The 24,816-nt window shown below is 35.8% G+C and carries 11 protein-coding genes; 2 read left to right on the top strand and 9 right to left on the bottom strand.

Going from position 1 to position 24,816, the window contains the following annotated elements:
• Window positions 1–20: 20 nt before the first annotated feature.
• Genes BN1058_RS14300 through BN1058_RS06885 form a run of 4 tightly spaced genes read right to left on the bottom strand, consistent with a single transcriptional unit; the run spans window position 21 to window position 4,148 of the window.
• Window positions 21–188, bottom strand: a complete 168-nt coding sequence (locus tag BN1058_RS14300; protein ID WP_176694453.1) for a DUF6903 family protein — start codon at window positions 186–188, stop codon at window positions 21–23.
• The gene (gnpA, locus tag BN1058_RS06875; RefSeq protein ID WP_090854787.1) at window positions 178–2,349 is read right to left on the bottom strand and encodes a 1,3-beta-galactosyl-N-acetylhexosamine phosphorylase; all 2,172 of its coding nucleotides are present in this window, start codon (window positions 2,347–2,349) and stop codon (window positions 178–180) included. The genes BN1058_RS14300 and gnpA overlap by 11 nt, the downstream gene beginning before the upstream one ends.
• Before the next feature lie 10 nt (window positions 2,350–2,359).
• Entirely contained in the window at window positions 2,360–3,241 is an 882-nt protein-coding gene (locus tag BN1058_RS06880) for a carbohydrate ABC transporter permease (RefSeq protein WP_090854792.1), read from the bottom strand.
• A 16-nt stretch (window positions 3,242–3,257) separates the two neighbouring features.
• Window positions 3,258–4,148, bottom strand: coding sequence for a carbohydrate ABC transporter permease (locus BN1058_RS06885; RefSeq protein WP_090854795.1), 891 nt, complete (start codon window positions 4,146–4,148; stop codon window positions 3,258–3,260).
• A 262-nt stretch (window positions 4,149–4,410) separates the two neighbouring features.
• Here BN1058_RS06885 and BN1058_RS06890 point away from each other — a divergent pair, with 262 nt between their 5' ends.
• The gene (locus tag BN1058_RS06890; RefSeq protein ID WP_090856062.1) at window positions 4,411–5,223 is read left to right on the top strand and encodes an AraC family transcriptional regulator; all 813 of its coding nucleotides are present in this window, start codon (window positions 4,411–4,413) and stop codon (window positions 5,221–5,223) included.
• Window positions 5,224–5,332: 109 nt separating this feature from the next.
• Here BN1058_RS06890 and BN1058_RS06895 read toward each other — a convergent pair whose 3' ends face one another.
• Complete coding sequence (locus BN1058_RS06895; protein WP_090854797.1) at window positions 5,333–5,863, bottom strand: DUF3267 domain-containing protein; 531 nt, start codon at window positions 5,861–5,863, stop codon at window positions 5,333–5,335.
• A gap of 77 nt (window positions 5,864–5,940) precedes the next feature.
• Window positions 5,941–7,131 carry a chromate efflux transporter gene (chrA, locus tag BN1058_RS06900; RefSeq protein ID WP_090854800.1) on the bottom strand — a complete coding sequence of 397 codons (1,191 nt, stop codon included), beginning with the start codon at window positions 7,129–7,131 and terminating at the stop codon, window positions 5,941–5,943.
• Between the two features lie 269 nt (window positions 7,132–7,400).
• Here chrA and BN1058_RS06905 point away from each other — a divergent pair, with 269 nt between their 5' ends.
• Window positions 7,401–10,247 carry a M60 family metallopeptidase gene (locus tag BN1058_RS06905; RefSeq protein WP_090854803.1) on the top strand — a complete coding sequence of 949 codons (2,847 nt, stop codon included), beginning with the start codon at window positions 7,401–7,403 and terminating at the stop codon, window positions 10,245–10,247.
• A 208-nt stretch (window positions 10,248–10,455) separates the two neighbouring features.
• Here the strand turns inward: BN1058_RS06905 and BN1058_RS06910 are convergent, their stop codons facing one another.
• The 3 genes from BN1058_RS06910 to BN1058_RS06920 form a co-directional block, all read right to left on the bottom strand.
• On the bottom strand, window positions 10,456–14,310 hold the full coding sequence (locus BN1058_RS06910; protein WP_255307044.1) for a GDSL-type esterase/lipase family protein: 3,855 nt from the start codon (window positions 14,308–14,310) through the stop codon (window positions 10,456–10,458).
• Window positions 14,311–14,475: 165 nt separating this feature from the next.
• Window positions 14,476–21,324 carry an NPCBM/NEW2 domain-containing protein gene (locus BN1058_RS06915; RefSeq protein ID WP_090854809.1) on the bottom strand — a complete coding sequence of 2,283 codons (6,849 nt, stop codon included), beginning with the start codon at window positions 21,322–21,324 and terminating at the stop codon, window positions 14,476–14,478.
• Window positions 21,325–21,642: 318 nt separating this feature from the next.
• Window positions 21,643–24,816, bottom strand: a complete 3,174-nt coding sequence (locus BN1058_RS06920; protein ID WP_090854811.1) for a glycoside hydrolase domain-containing protein — start codon at window positions 24,814–24,816, stop codon at window positions 21,643–21,645.

A 24,816-nucleotide genomic window follows, 5' to 3' on the forward strand; every position in this document is an offset into this window, starting at 1 on the left:
AAAATTATTTAGCAAACATTTTAAACGAATTTTCTATTGTAATTCCAAAGCAAGAATAATAAACCACCTAAGCCAGCCAATTGCATGAACAACTCAAATCTTCCAACTGTTTTTTGTCCATAAATAACTAAGAACATACAAAAGATAAAAAAGATAACTTTTACTATTGCCATAATTTTATCCTTCATTGGTATATTCCTCCCAAATAATTTGACTAGGTTCTAATGTTAACTCGTATGGCTTACCTGCCCCATCATAGACTGTAGTCGTTTGTTTTTCCATTGAATTATTGATAACAGCATATTTGTTTATTTCAGGATATGCATGTACTTCACAATGAACATTAGTAGCAAACCATTTATTCATTTCATTTTCTTTATTAGCTGCGTAATACATTGCTCGCATTAACAAACGTGTGTTTTCATGACTATATGGAAGTCCAGCAATATATACCCCTCTACCTTTTCCAAAAGAAGATGCTGAAAGATGAATTTCTCCACCAGTAAAATCAATAATTTCCGTATTATCATTTAATGCATACACATTTTGCATATCTTCACCATAATCAAATGTAGTGATATCTTCTGTAATAAAGTGAGAATCAACAGTCTCTGTAAAATATTTATTGGTAGACAAACTGAATCCTAATTCTTTATCTACACCTAATACGTTTGCAAGTTGGAAGAAACGTCCTTGGTGATGATGTGCAGTAGGTTCTCCAATACCAATAAATCCACCGCCGTTATTTACCCATTCTCTTAGTTTAGAAGTGAGTTCTTTTTCTTTCCACATCTCGCCACCAGAGAATGAAGTCCCTGCATCACCGGCATTAATAATCACATCAATATCATCTGCAATACCATTTTCAATAATATCATCGAAGCTAATAAAAGTAACATCAACAGCTGAGCCACTTAGTGCTTCTAAAATGCCTTGATACGTATAAGCTTGCTTATACCATTTTCCATGTGCTACCATATGCGTTTGCCATGTTCTCAATTTACCCCAGGAATTTAGTATAGCTACTTTTAATCCTGAATAAGGCTTAACACCTTTTATGTTGTCATATATTTCTCTAAATTCATCTGTTAACTCCTTAACGTAGTCAACAAATTCAGGGAATTTATAGGCTAAACTTAAATATCCACCATAACCGATACGATCTAACGGCTTACGCATAAGCGCTCTTCTTGCAGTAAGCCAATTTTCATTTGCTTCGATTACTGGGTTGTTTCCTTCATAGAAAGTGTCCGGGAAGAAATATGGAAGAAATCTTCCTTCTGTATATTTCACACCTTCTATATCTGAAATCATTCGTAATGTTGTTCCATCACCAACACTACCCACAACAGCATCCATTCCAGTATCCTTGAAATACTTTCCATAAGGTTCTGTCCCTATCCAATTATCACCTAAGAACATCATCGCTTCTTTGCCGCTATCATGCGTTAGTTGCACCAACTCTTTTACTTCTCTAGCCACAAATTGTTGAATAAAGTCAATGTAATCTAAATAAGCTTTTGTCGGAACTCTAAACGTTGAATTATAGTATCCTTGATCCACAATATCTTCAGGTCTTAAGCGATATCCTTTCTCTTTTTCAAAAGCTTGTAAAGCCGCAACGGATACACTTGCACCATATCCAAACCAATCAACAAATTTTTCTTCTGCTAAGTTATTAAATACTAATGTAAAATGATAGAAGAATGTAGTAAATCGAACAACATCCGTATCCGGATTCTCTTGTAACCAATTTTTTAGATAATCCTTAACAAATTGGTTTGAATTTGGCTGTCTCACATCAAATGGAATTTCATGAGGTTTGTCTCCCCAATCATTTGTAATATGATTATACATTTGTGTAGGGTCCCATATCATATACGCTAAAAATGAAACAGTATATTCATGCCAAGGTTCAATATTTTTAATTACTACTTTGTTATCCTCTTGGTTGACTTCCCAATTACTAGGATCAACAACTTCACCAGTTGTACGGTCAATTACTTCCCACCACTCTTTAACATCGTGGTAGTAATCTGGTTGAATTTGATCTTTGAAATAACCATCCAAAAATGATATCTCTAATTCGGAGCTTTTTGCAGTATTATATTGAGACATAAGATACAACTGTTGCACTTCTTCTTTATGTTTTTCCGCAAATTCATTATGGCTACGCGCAACAAAATAAGTTGTATAAATCTTTGCATCTAACTGCTTGATTTCATCATCTAGTTTCGTTCCATCACTATCTCGAAGCGCATCTGCTCCCCATAAATCTAATAATTCCTTCGTTTCCTCTAAAAAGTTCTGCTGACTAGGTAATGTTACTCTACCTTTTCGTTCTGTCATCAATAATCACCTATCCTTTCAGACCTCCAACAGTCATTCCTTGTGTTAATCTTTTTTGTACAATGATATATAAGATAATCGTTGGCAACATGGCAATAACCATTCCGGCATACATCGGACCATAGTTAACTGCGGCACGTTCTGCTGCCATCAAATTCAATAATCCAACTGGTAATGTCTTATTATCCCCTGGCATTAAGGTCAATGCTAAGATATATTCATTCCAGAATAATAAGAAGTTGAATAAAATAACAATAATGATACTAGGCTTGGCCATCGGAAACATAACCGAGATCATCGTACGGAAATAGCCCGCCCCATCGATACTTGCAGCTTCCTCAAAATCAGAAGGCAACGTTTGGAAATAACTCGATAATAAAAAGATGGTAAACGGTAACGCTGTTGATGCATAAATCACCGCAAGAATAAATCGATTGTTTAAAAAGAATGGATCGCCAATGATCATCTTAATCGCGCTATCCCAATCTAGTAACATTAAGAAGATCGGAACGGCGATATAACTTACATTGATGAATAATCCTGCTTTTACGACTGAATTTAAAACATTACTTCCTCTAAACCTAAATCTAGACAACACATACGCTGCCGGTAAGGCTACCACTAGTAGAATCCCCAATGATAATGCAGTTACAATGACAGAGTTTAAAAGATATTCCCCCATCTGTGCTTCCACAAATGCCTCGACAAAGTTCTGGATATAAACGCCATCTGGTAAAGACCATGGATTCTCATAAAACTCAGCGTTCTGTTTAATTGAAGCGAAAAACACCCACGCTACTGGTACAATAATGGTAACGGCCAATGTGATTAAAGCTACATAGTTAAATAGTCTAAAAAGTGTATCGGTGCTTAGACCTTTTGTTTTTTTCATCTCTGTTTTTACCTCCTTAATACTCTAGCACATCGCGTTTTGTAATTCTGCTGACGATGGCAGCGAGGGCAAATGAAAAGGTAAAGACGACAACGCCAATCGCCATACCATAACCAAATGTGGAATTTGTATACGCTTGGTCATACATATATGATAGGAAAACTTCAGTGGATCCGTTTGGTCCGCCACCTGTCATTGCTTTTACTAATAGAAAACTTAAGTTAATCGTACTAATAATAAAGAATGTTAAAGTGGTTCGAATATTATTCCAAATTAATGGAAGCGTGATGCTAAAGAATTGAGTAATTCCATTCGCACCTTCTAGCGAAGCAGCCTCATAATAACTAGCTGGAATACTTGCCATACCCGACATGTACATTACCATGTAATAACCAATGGCTTGCCACACTAAGGCACCTGCAATACTGTAAATAACAATTTCCTGATCGCCTAACCATAGTTGTTCAAAGCTATCTAAGCTTAAAACGCCAAATATACTATTTAATAACCCACTCTTTGGATCATAGATTGCGGAAAATATCCCTGCAATAACAACAATCGATAGAATATTAGGAATATAGAAAATGATTCGGAAGAAATTTCCTCCCTTTACTTGTTCTTTTGTTAAAACAGCTGCAAAGAACACAGCAAATATCAATGTAATAATAGCCACAAGTACAATTAATAGAATGGAATTCTGAAAGGATTGAATAAAATCCATATCATTCCATAAGACTTTAAAGTTTTCTAAACCTACAAATTCTCTTGTGTTCGAAAATCCTCCCCATCGATACATGGACATTCGAAAGACTTCAATGGTTGGTGTGATCATAAATGTTGCGAGTAAAATCAATGCTGGTGCTACACAAACCGTAATAAATATGTTTCTTGACCCTTTTTTGTTCAAAGCTTACACCCCTTTTTTAATCATATAAACTCTAATAGTCAACTTGCCATGCGCAAATACTTTCACTTCACAGCTTGTCTTAATGATTGATAGCTATCCTGTAACACTTTCATCTTATCGCATATAAAAACGTTTACACAATAAGAATCTTGTTCACTTTTTTATATATATTGCTTTTTATATTAAGTTGAGTTAAAATTTGATTATCATCTACCAGATCTATTAAATGGGGGCGAAATATTTGTCTTATGAAGTATATCGAATGACAGATCAAGACATAAAGAAAATGCCTTTAAAACTTTTGTATATTACACATACAAAGTACGACAAAGGTTGGCATAGCACACAACATACCCATCACTTCACAGAACTATTTTATATCGTAAAAGGGAAAGGGGTTATTTTACTCCAAAATCAAGAAGTACCTGTTAAAGAAAACGATTTGGTAATTATTAATCCGAATGTTGAACATACGGAAAAATCTAATTCACTTGATTCACTAGAGTATATAGCTTTAGGAATAGAAGGATTATCCTTTTCTCTTCCAGAAGAAAAAGAAACACAAATGGGACTGTACACTTATCGTGGAGATCAAGAGGATATATTATTTTACTTAAATAAATTATTAAGTGAAATCAAACAAAATGAAGAAGATTATGAAGTAATATGTCAAAATATTATTGAAATACTCATCATTAAATTAAGACGTGATAAGAATTTTACACTTACTAAAACAAACACAAAAAATCTCAATAAATCTGTATCACTTATTCAACATTATTTAAATCAAAACTATCGCGAAGATATTTCACTTGACTCATTAGCTGAAATTGGACATATTAATAAATTTTATCTAGCTCACTCATTCAAAAAGGATATTGGTATTTCTCCTATTGAATATTTACAAAAGGTTCGTGTAAGAGAAGCTAAAATACTTTTAGAAACGACCAACTACAGCATTGCGTCCATAGCTGAAATTGTTGGATTCTCTTCCCAGTCTTTCTTCACACAATCTTTTAAGCGCTTTACTGATAAAACACCTTCTAAATACCGAAAGGAAGTTAAGAAGGATTGATAGTTGGATAAAAGGAATAATAGTAAAAAGGATAAAGGTGAAGACCTTTATCCTTTTTGATGTCTAGCAATCTCACAAATTTATAGTAAATGATCAAGTATATGATAATTTATTGTTTATAAAGCTTAAATCCTTGTTCTGTATCTTCAACATGGGTGCTATTCTTTTGTTTTAATAATAAATAGAAAAAATAAAAATCACCTACACAGCCGCCAGTATGCATAGCAAAAAGAAAATACAAAAAGATTCCATTCACGCCAGACAAATAGAAGCTATATAGCAATAACGTGATTAAGATAAAAGGCATTAAACAAATAACAATAAATTTGTCTTTTGAATAAATAGCACCAGGACTAGTAGCATATGCCACCCCATTTTTGAATCCAAATTTCACTTTCACATCTGGTTTAAATAGTTTAAAAAATAGCCCATGAATCGATTCATGAATGATCAAAATCACAAAAAACGTAACAAAAAATAATAAGATAGTTAAAAAATCAACTGATATATGGATAATTGCAAAATACATTGCACCAATAAAAAGAAGCGATAAAAATACAATAATACTCCATACATTTAACCAAATAATCCGTTTACGATCAGCCAATAAGTTAAATTCCTTAATCAACTCGTATGCCATTATATCCTCCAATCGTTAGTTAAGCTTTATTACTGATTATACAATTTATAAGTATGATTTTACCAGTAAAAATACATTCACGTAATAAATTGGATCAAATAACCACCAACGACACCTAGTATAACAATCAACCAAGCGGGTACTTTCCATATATTTAATAATCCGAATAACAAAGCTGCTAAAGCAAAATCAGAAGCATCGAAAATAGAACTACTGATCACCGGGTTATAGAACGCTGCTAATAAAATACCTACTACACTGGCATTAACCCCCATTAAGATACTTTGAAATACAGAACGGTTACGTAATTCATTTAGAAATGGTAATGCCGCAATAATTAATAAAAAGGATGGTAGAAAAATACCTATCGTTGCTATAATAGCCCCAGTAATCCCCTCTAGCATCGTTCCTAAATAACTAGAAAAAGTAAATAGTGGTCCAGGTACAGCTTGCGCCATGCCATAGCCAGCTAAAAATTCATTTGCTGTTAATAGGCCTGTAGGTACTATTTCCCGCTCAATCATCGGTAACACGACATGTCCCCCACCGAATACAAGCGATCCTACTCTAAAAAAGACATCAAAAATATGAAGGAATGGATTGTCTGATAATCTATTAAGTATAGGTACAACTACTAATAAACTTATCAAGATTCCCAAAGCAGTTAATCCCATTTTTTTAGATATTTTAATAGATAAAGGCTGAACTTTCGATTTTGATTTATGTTCAAACCATTTTAATCCGACAAAACCTGCTCCTAAAATAATGACAATTTGCATCCATGCCGAAGGATACAAGAGCATAATAATCGCTGCTGTAAGTGCTATCGCTAATCTCGGTTTATCAGGAGTTAACTTTTTACCTAAACCGATTAACGCATGTAAAACAACAGCTGCTGCTACTATCTTTAAGCTATGAATAAAACCTGCATCATCAAGGGAAAATGTTTGATACATTAATCCAAATAAAACCAATACAATAACGGAAGGCATGGTAAAACCTAACCAAGAGATAAATCCACCCATTACTCCTCCTCTTAACATACCGATGGATATACCTACTTGACTACTAGCAGGACCAGGGAGGAACTGACAAATCGCGATGATATCTGCATAGGTTCGATCGTCCAACCACTTCCGACGATCAATGTATTCATCTTTGAAGTAGGCTAAATGAGCAATTGGACCACCAAATGATGTAAGTCCTAGTTTTGTAGAGATCAAGAATATTTCAATAAGTGTTTGATACTTATTTTTTTGTTTTGTCATCGCTATCTCCCTTCTATTCTAATCATACACAAACTATCAGCATTATATTTTTTATTATTTTAAATTTCAACAAAAACATAAAAACATTTACACAGTCTTTACATTAGTATAATGGGAAATTCTTAATTTTGATTAATTTCCTACATCTATTACTATAATGAATTCTAATAGATGGAGCTCTTTTTCATGATTTTTATTTCTATATCGACTATTATATGCTTTAATAAAGGGGAGAAATCGAAAAACATTATAAACTAAGGAGGAGTAGCATGCATTTTTTTTGTAGAAAAAAATGGAATACAGGTATTATTCTGTTTGTCGCTTTACTGATAACTTTTTCACTTTTCACTATTGTTCGTTCAGCTTTTGTAATAGAAGCCGCAACAAACGAATATGATCAACAATTCGAAGTAATGAGGAGTAATATTACGAGCATTGAAAATAATGGTGGTAACTATGGCTCAAGTACACTTGATAAAGCGATAGACGGGAATCCTTCCACACACTGGGAAACAGGTCAACCGAATACCGATACATTTACAAACAAGGTAACATTTACATTTGACCAAGTATATACCCTATCCAAAATTGAATATTTAGTTCGTCAAGGCGCAAATTGGAAGGGCTTTCCCCTACACTATAAATTATATGGAAGTGATACAGCTTCGGGTGATAACTTTGAATTATTAAAAGAAGACACCTACATAGAAGCACAGGGAAAACTTGTCACATTTGATTTTCCTGATACAGATGTACGAAGATTTCAACTTGAATTCATACAAGCAAAACAGCATTGGGCTAGTATTGCAGAGATCTCTTTTTATAAACCAGACCCGTTGACAGAAGAACTTAACAAAGTATTTACTGATAAGAGCTATTCAACGCTAAGTTCAGATTATAATAATACAGATGCAATCAATAAGCTAATGAATCAAGCAAATAATCATCCTTATAAAGACATGTACCTTCCTATCCTAAATGATGCATTAACGCTTGTATCTGATCCATCAGCATTTCAACAAAAACAATTTACCGCAGAACAAAGAGGAAACATTTATAAACAAACTAGCCAAGCACAGATGGACAATCGACAAACCATGCTACCAACTGGATATTATGTTACACCTGGTGAAACGTTAAAAGTTTATGTAGATGCGGATCCAAATGGTATCATGCCAAGCTTAGTTTTCGGGCAGGCATTAACGGTTGCTGGTAATTGGAAAATATCCTATGAACTAAAACCTGGTATCAATATTATTGAAGCTCCTCCATTAGCAACAGATGATTCAGAGAATAGTAAAATGAGGCCTGCACCAATCTATTTAGAGAATCACGCCTCACCTAATCAACAAGCATATGCACCTGTCATTCGGTTAGTAGGCGGCACTAAGTTTCCTATGTATATTCACGGGCAAACAGATGTAAGCGAATTCATGGATAACCTTGCTAAGTATGTAGAAAATGTTGAAAATAATGACCTTTATTTTGATTATGATACAATCAAAAACTCATCTAATCCCAAGAAATATAATATTATGGAACTAGTAACAGAGAACACAATTACAACAACTAGTGCTAAAGCTGCTTTAGCTGGCCTAACAGAACAATACAATAAAGAGGGATTAACGATTGCTGATTCAGCTGAAACGTGGGAACAATTTTTTGATGTGATGAATGAATATGCAGGTTTGAACGATGATGATCCCAACTCCTTGCATCATGCTCCCAAAGCAAGATTAATGAACCGATTATTTACCAAAGGACCACATGCTTGGGCTGGAGGTGGAATTACTGGTTATCAGTCCTATGGTGATCTTAATAATGGCCCTCGAACTGGCGGATTTGCTAAGGAGTTAGTCATGGTTAAAGGCCCAGGAGGAAATTGGGGCGAAGCACATGAATGGGGGCACATTTATGATAGTCATCCAATCGAAATTGCTGAAATCACCAATAATCTGTTTAGTTTACGTATGGAAAGAGAGTTTAATCGAACATCTAGACTTGTACGAGAGAACAGATGGGATACGGTTCAAAAATATAATAACGGTGAGAATGTAGACTTTAGTGTATTTGAAGAATTAGCTACGCTTTATCAAATGGAGGTAAAGTTTGGTTTAAATGACTTTTTCCCTAAAGTTAATAGATTTTTGAGGGAAGAAGTTCCAAATAATACGTTTGCTGGGCTAACTAAGTGGCAAACGATGGCTGTTGCTATGAGTAAAGTAGCTGAAATTGATGTCACACCTCACTTTGCACATAATGGCAAAGATATGAATAATGATGCTGTACGTGCATTTGTTGATGGGTTACCAGTTTTAGAGGACAAAACATGGTTATTGACAGATAAAGCACGAGAGCTTAGTACATTTACGAATGATTCAAGACCACAAATCACTTCTATTAATCGTTTAAACACAGGTGTTGAGTTAACTTTTGATATTGATGAACCTAAACATACTGTACTCGCTTATGAAATATATCGAGATGGTGAATCCATAGGCATAAGTTATGAATCTACTTATACAGATAGAAAAGAAGGATTTAACCAACCTCACCACTATGAAGTAATAGCTTACGATGGAAAAGCAAATGCATCACCAATTAGTTTAGACCTAGTTGTTAAAGACACAACCATTATAGAAGGAGAAGCAATTGACTTAAGAACACTTATTTCGAAAGCAATGGATATAGAAGGAAATGATGCAACAATCTCCGTTACAATTGATGAAGGTGATTTTAATGTAAATGTTCCTGGAACATACACCATTACATTTACATTAGGAGATGTCGTTCAAACGGCAACAGTAAATGTTAAAGAGGAAATAATTACAGATCCAGTTGTTCCAGAAGAACCAACAGATCCGGAAGAGTCAACAGACCCAGAAGAAACGGAGGAATCAACAAATCCAGAACAACCGGAAAACCCTAATGAATCTGTTAACTCTGATGAAAAAGTAGATACAGAGCAATCGAACGATACTAATGAGAGCACTACTGACGATACAGAAACAGAATTACCAAAGACGAATACAACCACCTACAATAACCTATTAATCGGATTTATCCTATTAATAGCAGGAAGTGGCGTAATGCTAGTTTTACGAAGAAAAGCGTAAAATAGTAAGATAATTACCGTGTATTCTTTTTATCAAGTAATTATTAATATAAAACGCAAAAGTTAACGAATGTTTTGTTAGCTTTTGCGTTTTTTGTTGAAAAAGTATTAAACCTATCTAAAATGGATTAAAAGTAAATAAATTAAAACTGCAAGGAATAATGTTTAAAACCTTTATTCCCTGCAGTTTATTTTAAGCAAACTGGGTTTTATTCAATTTTTTTTCTTATTGTCATGAATGTCCCAATGCTGACTAACAGCAAACCAATCATCAACCAGTTATAAATAGAGGTAGATGTTTCTGGTAATTCATTCTCGCTATCTTCAACTGGTTTGTCGCCTTTATCTTGTGCTTTTGAATCATCTGTATCATTACTTGAATTTGAATTGGTTGGCTGTTTATTATTTGGCTTCTTATTACTTGACTCTTGCTCTTTTTCCTTTAAACCATCAATTGCTTGTTGTAGCGAGTTGATCATTGCTGTTACTTCTTCTTGTGTTTCTACTGTATCTAGAGATTCTTCTGCTTTCTCTATTGCCGATTGAAGTGCATTATAGGTATCTGCTGTATAATTATGCTTTTCGTTACTATAGCCTTTGGCCTTTTGGATTAACGCTTGCAATTCCTTCTTATCTACTTCAGGCTCTGGCATTTGTTCCTTTAACCCTTCTAACGCTTGTTGTAGGGATTGAGTCATTGCTGTTACTTCAGCGTCTGTTTTTACAGATTCAACCATTTTTTTCGCATCCATTATTGTTTGTTGAAGGGCTTCATAAGACTCTTCGGTGTAGAAACTGTTTGCATTATTATAAGATTTAGCTTCTTCAATCAGCTCTTCTAATTTTTTTACAACTTCTTTTTTTGGAAGTTTAAATGTATTCTTCTGATACTTAACCACTTTATTTTCTTTTTGACCATGGCCAATCACTTTCACAGTAATATTAGAATCCGGAGCCAAGCCATCAAACATAATTTCTGAATCTGATGATTTAGCCTTTGCATTATAGGTTATGCCATTTTCTAAGATTAACTGAATATCTAGACTATTTAAATCGATATCGGCTATATTCATTGTTTGATTAATATCAACGGTTACACTAGTTGATTCTATAGATGATATAGAAGCCGTATGGCTTATCTTGACTTCACTACCTGGAACAACATAATCCATCATAGATAAGTGGCTAGATGAATCATAAATTCCCAAAGAACTAAAAATGTTTTGAGCCATCTTTAAGTGACCAATATAACCGGGATGAATAGAGTTTCCCATCCAAGTCCCAGATGGTCCACCAATGTATTCTTTTTGGTCCATTTTATCTTCCCACATTTTGTAATGATCAATAACGAGTACATCTTTTTCTTTCGCAACATTTCGAACCTCGCTTATATAAGATGGTAAATTATTTTGACGTGCGCCTCCTGAAAATGCAGGATTTGGGGTCATCAAAACTGGAATTGCATCTTTAGTTCTTATATCTTTGATAATTTCAGTCATATTATCATGAAATTCCATTGTTGACATTCCTGACGTTACATCATTCATCCCAAACATAACAAATACAACATCTGGGTTGTAACGATTTAATCGTAATTGCTTATTTGCTAGAAATTCAGTTGTTGTTGCCCCAGATACGCCTGTATTAATTACAATATCACTCGTTCTTCCCATTTCTGTACGAATTCTTTTTTCAAATAGCTGTGGGAAACTATCATAACCAAAGGTCCACAATGCCCCATGGGTTATACTATCTCCAGCAAACAACCACTTAATAGACTCATTACTTTTAAATTTATCTTTTATAGCTTGAGCCAATGAATCCAATTCTAGCTGTGAAGAATTAACCGGTATGCCCTTTGCCCCATTCGTAGGAATAATGGTTACTGGAGTAAATTTTAGCGTTTCATTTCTATCATTTAACTTTGCGTATACATAAACGGTATATTCCTTTTCCCGGTTCAGATTTGGTATTTCCTCCGTACTGCCATTAAATTCTTTTGTGATCGTTACTTTATTATTTAGAGGTATTTCATAGTAAACCTTACTTACATTTGACACGTTCTCTAGTATCGATGCCACATCAAGTTTGATCGTTCCATTTGCTATACCGCTCACTTTAGGTGTGTTGGATTTCGGCACAACCTGTTCTGCCTGAATATGGGTGAAACCCTCTATATTGTAAGTAAATCCACTTGTAATACCGGCAAGCTCTCTTATTAAATCTTTACTCAGCTCAAGATGACCCAGCTCGTTGGGCACGGTACTTCCCTTTAAATGTGCTGCAATGTAGCCTGGTTCATTTAACTCCTTGTCATTCCAGTTACGGTAATGATCTACTAGTACAGTATGTGTATTCTCTGCTACCTCACGTGCAGTTTCCAAATAAAGTTCGAGATTAGGTATTAACGACTTATCGGTTATAGCATTTTGTAATTGTATAATTGGGATGGCACCTGAATCACGTATCTTTGATACCAATGAAATTAAGTTTTCCTCAAATGCTTCTATTTCTTCACGTCCTGATTTACTGTCATCTAAACCAACCATAACAGAAACTACTTTAGGTTTAAAAGGAGCAACTCTATTACTGTAGTTATTATTTACTTCAGCTACTGACTGATCTTCTTGTCCTCCATTAATCATAAATCTCTGGCGTTGGTTATCGTTTCCAGTCTGTTCCCAACGGACAACTTCTTCAAATAAACCAATATAATTTCTTGTACCATCAGTTAACCCCATACCTTGAGTCATTCCACCTCCAGTAAAAAACCATGTATCGTCATCATTGTTTGAATTGGTTGTCATTGCTCGAATTTTTTCAATATCGAGTGGAGGAGAATTCAAGTCTATCCCGTAAAAATTCACATAAGCAATATCACCTGCTTGATAATAGTCATGACCGTTACTTGAATTAACAGCGATTGATCTACCAATATTTGCATGATTGGCATTATTTAAATGATCTAAAAAAATAGTATTTTCTTTTGTTAGTTGTTTCTTACCATCCAAATATAAAGATGTACCGTCTTGATTCGTAACAACTGCAACTGTGTGCCATTCTCCATCATTAATTTTACCTACCGGCACCTCACTATCGCTAACAAATGGACTTGAATGGTTTTTAGTTATTGAGAAAAAAAGCTTCCCATTTTTAACCGCTAGTGTCGAATGGGTCTTATATTTTTGCTTTGTTGTATCAGTCAAAGCAAATATCGTGTTGATTCCGTTTTGATCTGTAGTTCTGAATTTCGCAACAATTGCTCCAGAAGAAAGTCCTTTTATCGTGTCTACGTCTTGGCTTATATCGGTATAGATAAGTTTACCGTTTGTTCCGTTATCAGCTGGGTAAGTTTGATTCACAGAATGATCGGATAAATTCGCCCAACCGTTTTTCTCTATTATATCGCTAATTTCTTTAGGTGAACCTTTAGTAATGTCTTTTAACAACTGATCAGAAAGTGGTTCGTCATAGATTTCAGCCATATAAATATCACCATCAAATAAATATTCATTGCCTCCTGATCCACGTTCTGTTCGACCTAACTGTGCACTGTTTGGTTTATAAATATTGCTTAAAAACTTAACTGGGGAATCTTTTTCTTGAAATACCAAGTCACCATCTAAAAAGAATTTATAACCTTCCTCTTTGTCAGCAACCATTGCAATTGTGTGGACTGCACCTTGTTCAAGGTTAACACTTTGTGAAAGGTGAGTATTTTCAGGTGATACATTAGGTTGCTGTAATCTGTTCTCGCTACCTATTGCTGTTGGTGATATGTACAAATGAAAATGACCATTTGGTACATTACTATTACTTAATGAGAAAAGGGACATAATAGATGATCCCGTATAGCGAAATCTTGTAATAATTGTTCCTTCATCTAATTCCTTTAATTCGTCCACATAATCATTTAGATTTGTAAAATAGCCATTACCAATTTTTTCGTTTTCTACTCGAACAATTGGTGCAGGGACATCATTGGTAGTTTCAGCAAACATTTGCGCTAAAGGGGTTAAATGGAAAACAAAAATAGAAAAAATAGCAACAATTGTTTTTCTCATTTTCTTCAAAGCTAAACTTCCTTTCATATGATTTATTCTTACAGAGTAAAATTCCAACTGAGCTGTTACTCACCCAAATAAAATTGAGGCTTATTAATAAATTTAAAAATAAAACAGCAAGAAATCAATTTCTATTAATTTCTTGCTGTTTTTTAGTCAAACGTTTTATTTAAGCCTTTTTCTCATTGTTAGGAATGTTCCTATGCTAGTTAATAAGAAACCAATTATCAACCAGTTATAAATAGATGTAGCTGTTTCTGGTAATTCTTTTTCACTATCTTCAGCTGGTTTGTCACTTTCACCTGACGTTTCAGAATCATCCGTGTCAATTTTATCCAAATCATTTATTGCATATGTCAATTCTGCTAACGCATTTTCAACGGCTTCTTCGGTTGCCTTTGGATTGTCTAGTACAGTTAGCGCTGTTTTTATCGCATCCTCTAGTTTTTTCACAGAAGTTTCTGTTTTTCCGGTTGTATCAACAGCCATAGCTTCTGTTAATTTCGCCTCGAGTGCTGACTTATCTATCTCTGGTGCTTTATCCTCTAGCCCTTCTATCGCAGTTTCTAATGCGGTTACTTCTGCATCTACTGCCGCTTGTGTTGCTTCCGCATCATCCATTACTGCTTGAGCGGATGTGATTGCAGCTGCTAGTGCTTGGGCGGATACTTCCGTCTTTCCGGTTGTATCTACAGCCTCGGCTTCTACTAACTTCGCTTCTAGATCTGATTTGTCTATCTCTGGTGCTTTATCCTCTAGCCCCGCTATCGCAGTTTCTAATGCGGTTACTTCTGCATCTACTGCCGCTTGTGTTGCTTCAACATCATCCATTACTGCTTGAGCGGATGTGATTGCAGCTGCTAGTGCTTGGGCGGATACTTCCGTCTTTCCGGCTGTATCTACTGCCTCGGCTTCTGCTAACTTCGCTTCTAGATCTGATTTGTCTATCTCTGGTGCTTTATCCTCTAGCCCCGCTATCGCAGTTTCTAATGCGGTTACTTCTGCATCTACTGCCGCTTGTGTTGCTTCAACATCATCTAGTACTGCTTGAGCGGATGTAATTGCATCTGTTAGTGCTTGCACAGATGCTTCCGTCTTTCCGGCTGTATCTACTGCCTCGGCTTCTGCTAACTTCGCTTGCAACTGAGATTTGTTAACTTTAGAATCTTCATCTTCTAAATCAGCTATTGCTGCCTCTAATGCTGCTACTTGGGCATCTACTTCTTCTTGTGTTGCTTCAGCATCATCCAGCACAGCCTGCGCAGATACGATTGCATCTTCTAATACCTTTACAGACGCCTCTGTTTTACCTGTTGTATCTACTGCTTTCGCTCCTGTTAATTTTACTTCTAATTCAGACTTATCAACAGATGGTTGCTTATCCGCCAAACCATCGATCGCCGCTTCTAGTGCTGACACTTCTGCATCTACTTCTTCTTGTGTTGCTTCGACGTCATCTATCACAGCTTGTGCAGATGCAATTGCATCTGTCAATGCCTGAACAGATTCTTCTGTCTTCCCTGTTGTATCTACTGACTCAGCTTCTGCTAGCTTTGTTTCAAGTTCAGATTTATCAACACCTTCTTTATATAAATTGAATTCTGAACCTGAACCGAGTTCCTGGTTTGTATCCGATCCAGCAGTAATAATTCTAAATTTAATATAAGATGCTTCAATAGGCTCATCAAAAGCTACATATTTCACTGTATTATCATAATCACTTCCATCGTTCCAGTCCATTTCACCTCTCATGACTCTTGTAGCATCTTCAGCATTGGTTCCAGCATAAATCTCAAAAACATTTACTCTACCATTATATTGATTCGTACCATTGTAGTTTTTATCCTGTCTAGGTAAATAAGAGAAGCTATCAATGGTTTGAACGTCACCTAATTCAATTTCTACATCGTATGGCCACTTCATTGGTGTTGCACCCGTCCAATCAGAGTGCCAATGTGTTGATTTATCACCGTCAAACATTTTAGCAATTGGTGCGTTCGAATAATTACTGCTTGCAGAATAGCTCCAGTTTGATCTATCATACACCTCTACATGATCAGGTACTGTCGTGCCGACAAGTGGTGTGTATTCCTCAAAGACGGCATAAAAGACTGTATCTTCTGTTACTGGTGTATTAAAGTAATATGGATAGCCATTTGGTTCTTTGCTCCAATGCTTAAACATAAATCCATCTTTTTCAGGCTCAGTTTCAGGTTTTGATGCCTTATCTCCAAGTTCTATCTCCTGAGCTGGGACCTCACCAGTTCCACCTTGCAGATCAAATGTAACCTTAATAGTCTCAGGTTCCTTCAACCCTTCAAAAGCAGCTACTAAATTAGTACGTGCCTCCATGTACGTCGCTTCACTTCCATTACCATGAAGTAATTCCTGTGCTGCATGAAGAGTCGATTCGAATTGGCTAACACTTGAATCTGTAAAGCTAGATGTATCTGTTTCCTCCAATTCAGAGACCTTTGTCTCCAAAGCTTGAAATGCATGATATTCCGATTCATCTACATATTGTATGACTGGAATAAAGTTGTTCACCGCATTATCACTCTTTGCTATTTCAAATCTTACCATTTCATCCTTTGTAACAGGGATATACGTTCGCTTTGTTGAAATGTCGTCTGTTTTACTGTTTAAAGTTTCTGATCGTAAAATTTCTGTTGTAGAAGTCATATCTCCAGTTGATACATTAAAATCTACTTCTACCGCTTTATTGGTATTGACTTCATTTTTCAAGCCCGCCTTCACATACCCTGCATAAGGAGATCTAAATCCAATTGCAGCAGCCTCATAAGTTGAATCAGGAGCAAAGTTTGCACTTAATCCATCTTTTGAAACGTACGCCCAATCATTTCCATCTCCTCTTGTTCCTGATTCAGCGGAGATCCACATGTTTGTATTAGAGTCATAGTTCTCAATATTTTCCCAAGATCCAGCCTGTTTTCTTTGTCCATACCATACCGCACCTTGTTTATTATTTGCATATGGTTCATCTGAAGCGTAGTCATAATCTGGCTTTACATCTTGATATACACGAACATAATCAACCTTCATAGACGTTCGCTCTCCCCAGCGTGTTGTTTGATCAACATCCTTTGACCAACCTCCAGTCGCTAGGTTTAACTTCAAGAAGAAATTCTTATCAAAAGGTGTAGGAAAGTCTCTTTCTGTGATATTTGTGTACGTTCCATCAACCTTATCTCCTACCCAGTTTCGCCAATCGTTGAATGCTTTAACTAATACATCATCAACGAAAAACTTAATCACACCAGGTTCCCATTCCATAGAATACACATGGTAATCATCAAAATAAGTTCCACGATCCATCGTTAGCGTTCCATGACTGTTAAAGTAATTATCCGTTCGATAGATTCCTGAATGGATCGTTGACCATATTTTATTCGGTTCTTGAGATACTAACTCCATAATATCTATTTCACCTGCCATTGGCCATCCATAGTCAGGGTTTGCTGGCATCATCCAAATTGCTGGCCACATACCGGCATCCGTTGGAATTTTCGCACGGACATCCACTCTACCATATCTAAAATCAAAATTACCACGTGTCTCAACAGCACCCGATGTTGTACTGTAATCCTCTGTTCCTTCATACTCTTTAGCTTGAATAACAAGGTTTCCATCTTCCACCCAAATATTCTCGTCTTTTCCAATCACATTAGCATAGTGATGCGTTCCATTCTCTGGCATATTTGTAGTTGACCATTTTCCGTCGTCAAGGGTATTTGATTGGAATTCATCGTTAAATAGTAGCTCCATACCTTCGTATTGCTTTACTTGTTCTGTATCACTTTTAATCGGATTATCTACATGCAACTTAGCATCAGCCCAGTCTCCGTGATCAGACCCTATTCCATTACCACCGTCATTTACAACTAATTTAAGTGTCTCTGCACCAGCAATATTAACCATTGCAAACTCCATCGGTGTTGTCGGTCTCATCACTTTACTCGAATATTTAAGCTGATCATCTACAAAGATTTTAAATTGGATCGAAGTAGTATTTGACATCTCTCTATCTGCTCCAACCCAAGTAGAGAAATAATTATGATTTTGTCCAGAAATATCATAAACAATTTCAGAATGGGCGTGTGTTCCAATTCCTTTTTCAAATTCAACAATCTCACCTTTGTTGTTGGTTAGTCTAATTCGATTACCATCTGTTGAAGCATCTTTTTGCGGTGCTTGCCCCCATCCAATCGTGGCACTATTCCAGTCTAAATCAGACAAATAGGTTGGTTTATAATTTAGTGCATCCATTACGGTTTGGAGTGATTGCGTTTGATCATCAACCTCCTCTTGTGTTGCTAATTGATTCGCATTAACTTCCTTTGCATTTGTTATCGCCTCATTTAATGCAACTAAACTAGGATCTGTTAATGTACTAGCTTGTAAATTTTCAGCCTCTGAGATCTTAGCATCGAGGGCTGATTTATCCGTATCTGGGATTTCAGTTAATTCAAATACTTTAATGGAATGTGGTTCAATTGTTGTATTGACTACATTTCCATCCGATCTTAAATCTGCTAATTTTTCTACTTGAACCCGATCACGATTCTCAACTGTATTAACCGAGAGAGGACTACCGCTTTCAAGCGCATACACCTCCGCACGATACGCTCCGTCAGGCAGATTCAAATTCAGCCCTTTCGCATGATTACGATCTGTATTGATAACAAGTGTATAAATTTTTCCATCATCATCTTTAGTTGTTAGTGCTTTAATAGCGTCCACATCAGAGAAATCTGCAATTTTTGTATTGTTAGATATCGTATTTTCTATCCTCATGTTACCTGTGTGATTATTTAAAAGCTCATACAGTCTGGCACTTGGAGTAGATACATATTCATATGTTCCATCCGCTTGTTTAAAGGCTTGAATGACCGCTTGCTTTCCAGGTCCAAGCGAATCTCCTGCTGGATAATCAATTAATGCATGTTTATTTGTGTAATCAACTCCCACATCCATAAAGTCAATAATGGAGTTAGCGATATAGATAGCATGCATTTGCGAGCTAATAAAATCTTCACTATAATTGTAAATTCCGAATTCAGAAAGTGCTGCATTCAACGCTTTACCAGATGCATCTCTCATATAGTCTACTAGATGCTTCACTTCTCCGAGTGCTTTATTTTTTCCCACTTTCATGATTTTTTCATAAAAATAAGAATCACTTGCATTTACACTATTCCCTGAATAAGGGTGAATAGCCATTCCATCGTATGGGTATTTCGCTCCCATTAAATCTAAGAATGCTGTACTCTCATACCCAGCATAAATTTGAATACTTGGATCGACTGCTTTCATTTGTTGATAGACCTCGTTAAAACCATCCTGAATGGTCTTATACTTAGCCAACAATTCAGCTTCATCCGCTGGTATGTTTCCATTTTCGCCATCACCAAATGTTATCTTGCCAGTTTCATAATCAATTTGATAAACATCTTCAGATCCTGCAGAGCTTAAATCATCCACACGATCCCATGACTCACCATCTACTAAAATTGTCTCTGAACCTTTGACAACAGGAGTGTAACGAATATATTTAACCTGATTGGAGGTTCCATCTGAAAACCTTTCTGATCGTCTCCAATCCTCCCTATCTACTAATTCTTGAGCTAGTCGATAGCTATTTATACTATTCACCGAATCTCTAGTGAAATCCATCTCTCCACCAAATACATAAGCATCTAACTTGCTACCATACGGATTTCCGCTCATCCAATAATCTTGAATCCAGAGTTGCATTTCATTTCCTATTTCAAATTGATTTACTCCATACGGCTCATAATGACCGTTTTCAGCTCTTACTTTAGCCCAATCCTTTCCACCGTTTGGATTTTCTCCAACCTCGGCATTTAAATACTCAACAAGGTCTGCAGCATCTTGAGCTGATCCATTACCTAAGCCATACACGTAAACCATTTCACTATTATTCGCTTCAAGCCATCTTGCAGCTTCATCTACTCCAAAGTTAGGCGAAATTGGTTCGTTAGCTCCAACATATGGTAATCCGTGTATTGTTTTTAGCCTATCCTCTTTAGGTCCAATCGAATTTTTCCATTCAAATAAATTGGATACTGTACCACCTGGGTACCGAACCGAACCAAAATTTGCTTTGTCAAATTCTTTTTCAAAATCCGCAAATATTTTTTCATTCTCAGAATCCCAGGAACTATAACCATCATTTGCATATCTGTGATTAATTCCAAACATTTTGTTTGGAATTACACCTAATTCATTTTCAGGCTGGATGGAAATAGTAGTTGTATCCTTAGGAGGACTTGGTTCATTTACAATACTATCTTTTTCTGATTGATAGTTGCTTTGTATTTCTTCAGAAGTTACTGGATTAGTTGATATATGTAACTGATCCAGCAATCCATCATATTTATTGACAGTGGAATCATTTAAATTTTTATGCGCACCAACCCTCAATGTAAAGTCTCCTGTACTTACATTGTTTGATTCTAATGGTTGTTCATCTGCCTTTTCGCCATTAATAAAAAGTTTGATTGTTGAATTCGCTCTATCAATTGTTACTGCTGCATTAACCCATTCACCTAAAGGAATATAATAATCAAACAAAATATCTTTACCATCAATAAATGTTCCAAACTGCCCTCCTCTGTGGAAAAGCACAGTTCTCCCTTTGTTTGATCCATCATCTAAAAACTGATAGATAATATTCGACATTGATACACTAGCATCAATATTTAACCAAAATTGCAATGTCAATGTGTCTGTTACGTTTACCTTACTTGTTGAATCTAAATAATTTGAATCTGCAGCATCAAATGATATTCCTTCTCCCCAAGGTGTCTCTGTTTTGTAAGCGGTTCCAAAAAAATCAACATCATCCGACAGTGTTGTTACTGTTTCTTCAGCAAACACTGTACCAACTGGGGGGAACATCGAAAACAATAAATTAAAGGCTAAAAGAATTATTGCAAATTGCTTTAATCTATTATTCTTCGCTTTTTTCACTATCTTTCACCTCCAAAGATATTAATTTCCAGTTTTTTTAGGGATAAATTTAAACACTCCTCCTTCTGTAACCATTAAGTTACTTCATCCCAAAAACTAAAATTATAGGATGTATATTCTGAAGATGTTAAAAATAACCTTGTTCACATTCATTATAAATGATGACCATTAATTTACAAGGGTGGTAATCTGTAGGATTTCAGAGAAAAATGTCGAGATTTTATTTATAATGAAGCTGGGGACAAATACTATCATAATTATTGCCCCAGCTAGCAAACTAATTTTTTATCCTTAACCCTTGTGTTCTGAAGAATATTATTATTCTTGTAACTTTTTTCTTTGATTCACTGTAACATAAAAGAAAATTCCCAATCCAGATAATAACAAACCTAAAATCATCCAATTAAAAATCGATGTTGACGTATTAGGAAGTTGCTGCCCATTACTTGAAGTACCCTTATCGTCAGCTTCGCCATCAGTTGTTACGGTTTCTTTATCATCATCTATATCGGCTCCTGGATCAGCCTTTTTCTTCTTTAATTCTTTTATCGCGTTCAAAAGCTCTTCTTGTATCGTGTCTACTTCTTGTTGTGCAGCATTTTCATCTGCAATAACTGCAATAGCTTGATGGAGTTTTGATTCAAATTCTTCGACACTTGACTCCGTATACACAGATGTATCAATGCCTTCTGCTTTAACGATGGCCGATTCTAATGCCGCTTTGTCTATAGATTGAGGCGGATCTTCCTTTATTTCGGCATCAGCATATATCTCTAGTGCTAAGCTTAATTCATCAACCACTTCATCTACTTCTTTTTGGGTTGCAAACTCACTTTTTAGCACTTGTTCAGCTCTTACAATCACAGCCTTAAACGCATCTCTTGCCTCACCGGGATACTGACCAGCCTCTGTTCCTTTTTCTGTTTCATCCAGTTTATTTTTTGCATCATTAATCGTTTGATCTAATAAAGCTTTATTCGTTTGCTCTGTCTTATTCCGATCTATATATTCTTTTGTAACATCATGTAAAACAGTCCTTAATTTATTAACCTCATCTGGGATACTTACATTACCAGACCCCTTAACTCCCCCAAATGGATCACGTGCAATTCCTACCTTTTTCATATTCCATAAAGCATTTGTAATTTTCTCACCTAAATCTTCTTCACGTTCAGAAATATACCTTACTTTTTCAGCATCTCGAATCCCTTCTTTCATTTTTTCAAAACGCACCGAGCTTGTAGCACCTGGATATACTTGGAATGAATCACCAGATTCCCACGTTCTAAAATCAGATGTTTCAAACGGATCCTCCACAAAAGAATCATACGCCCATCTTAAAAAGCCATCTACATTATGCCGCATTGTATTCCAAATGACCCAAACCGGTTCAGCAGGATTGGAACGGACAAAATTACTAGGATAAGTACCTACCATTGTATATAATGTTGTATTCAATCCAAGCGATCTTCTGTGTTGCGCTACATTACTTAACTCTTTACTGTTATGATTCACTAAGATCTGTGCCAGTGAGATATTATCGATACGATCTATTCTGTTATCAAAAAGATTGTTGTAATTCATTGCTGCAGTAATTTTTAAGCTACCATCGGATTTTTCATCAATTAAATCAGCAGCCTCAATCAAATGATTTAATGCTCTTTCATCATTGGCCATATATGTTTTATCGAGCCATCCTTTTTCTTCTAGATGCGGTACGAATGCTTCCAAAAATGCGCCCCACATCGTATACCATTCTGTAGTTCCCACTTCAACCTTCTTTATAATATCTTTCTGCTGTACTTCATCATAATACTTAATCTTACTTGCCCAAGAAACCATACTGTACGCATCAATTTGTTGATCTATTCCTAAATCCATCATAAATTGAACCCATTTATCAAACACTTCAAAATCAAACGCATACGAACCATCACTCTTCTTTGTCCATTTGACCATACTTTCGTAAGGATCATACGTCTGTGAATTCCATGGGTCATGTGTAACCGTTGTGGTGATAACTTTTTGCCCTGCGTCTGCCAACAATTTGTAATGAGGTCTCATCACATCAAAATGTTCCTTTGACCAAAGTTTGTCTTTTGATATACCATTAATTCTTGCTACTGCAAAAGGATTTTGCCATAAATCCAAGAAATATTCCCAATCCTTTACTTCTGGCAATGTAATATCAAGCACTTCCAATTTCAGCGTGAAATCCACTTCTTCTCCTGACTTTGTTTTTACTGAGAGTTCACCCGTGTAATCTCCCGCGACAGCATCCCTCGGAATATCAACTGAAATCCAAATTGGCTGAACATTAAATTTTTCTATATTTACCGGATCATCCGAACCAAGAATATCGGGAATCAATTCTTGTTTCCCTTGGGCTGGGTTACCTCGCGCCGCTTTCGTCGATTTAACAAAATTAGCTGTAATATTGGAGGAAGCTATTTTATTTCCCTTCCCATCTACTAAATCTTCTATATTCATAGAGACATTCTGTTTCGTTTTATTCGTAGTCCATAATACGAACTGTGCACTGGCACGATCACCTTTCCACGCAGTTCCTTCCCACGCTTTATCGGTCATCGTTATAATTTCATCAAAATCTATTCGCTTATAATCTTCTCTGAATGTATTTTCTTTAACATAATGCATGTCGGTTGTACCAACAGCACCTTTTAAAGAGTGCTCACCTTTTGTTACATTAACTTCTCTAGTTGCTGTAAAATCACCATCTTCTGTTTTCGCTGTAATAGTAGCCGTTCCAATAACATTTCCTGCCTTTAACCTTCCTTGGTCATCAACGCTGACTACATCCTCATCACTTGAAGACCAACGCACATTTTTATTTGTTGCATTTTCAGGTAATACATTTGCTGTTAACTGATAAGGCATTCCATCTTCCAATTGTAGTAATTCGCCTTCCATTTCAATACCTGTCACATCAATAACTTTCTGTTTTACTTCTGCATAATCAATTTGAACGTCTGGTCGTGTCGCCTGCTCATTTTTTTCACCAGTTGCTCTTAATTTCAGCGTATGATCTCCTTCTGTCAAATTCCCACTATCGTAAATCAGTTGTTTATATTCTCTACTAGGAGCATATGCATCTATTTCTTGCTCTTCCCCACCATCGATAGATATAGCGTAGATACCATGCGCCGGAGCTTTAATTCCAAACAACTTAATTTGTTTACCACTGAATTTGATTTCAAAGTATACATCTTCTGGCCTATCCCAACTACTTGAAGTGGACCAATGTTCATCATTATTATGATTGCCACTTCCAGCTGGACCTGTCGTAGTCCCCCATGTACCATGGTAGTTAAATTGATTTTGACCATCACCGATATCAAAATCATTAATTACCTCTGTAAAATATTCTTCATCTTCTTTGGCATCTACCTGTTGTAAAACAAATTGATTTTGTGTAAAAATGGTAAGCAATAGACACCATATAATAAGATTTGATAATATGGTTTTTTTCAT

The organism is Paraliobacillus sp. PM-2 (genome assembly GCF_001368815.1).
Taxonomy (GTDB): Bacteria; Bacillota; Bacilli; order Bacillales; family Amphibacillaceae; genus Paraliobacillus.

Excerpts from the sequence above, each read along its gene's own strand:
- gnpA (WP_090854787.1), bottom strand. The coding sequence starts at position 2,349 with ATGACAGAACGAAAAGGTAGAGTAACATTACCTAGTCAGCAGAACTTT.
- BN1058_RS06880 (WP_090854792.1), bottom strand. The coding sequence starts at position 3,241 with ATGAAAAAAACAAAAGGTCTAAGCACCGATACACTTTTTAGACTATTT.
- BN1058_RS06895 (WP_090854797.1), bottom strand. The coding sequence starts at position 5,863 with ATGGCATACGAGTTGATTAAGGAATTTAACTTATTGGCTGATCGTAAA.
- chrA (WP_090854800.1), bottom strand. The coding sequence starts at position 7,131 with ATGACAAAACAAAAAAATAAGTATCAAACACTTATTGAAATATTCTTG.
- BN1058_RS06905 (WP_090854803.1), top strand. The coding sequence starts at position 7,401 with ATGCATTTTTTTTGTAGAAAAAAATGGAATACAGGTATTATTCTGTTT.
- BN1058_RS06890 (WP_090856062.1), top strand. The coding sequence starts at position 4,411 with ATGACAGATCAAGACATAAAGAAAATGCCTTTAAAACTTTTGTATATT.
- BN1058_RS06920 (WP_090854811.1), bottom strand. The coding sequence starts at position 24,816 with ATGAAAAAAACCATATTATCAAATCTTATTATATGGTGTCTATTGCTT.
- BN1058_RS14300 (WP_176694453.1), bottom strand. The coding sequence starts at position 188 with ATGAAGGATAAAATTATGGCAATAGTAAAAGTTATCTTTTTTATCTTT.
- BN1058_RS06910 (WP_255307044.1), bottom strand. The coding sequence starts at position 14,310 with ATGAGAAAAACAATTGTTGCTATTTTTTCTATTTTTGTTTTCCATTTA.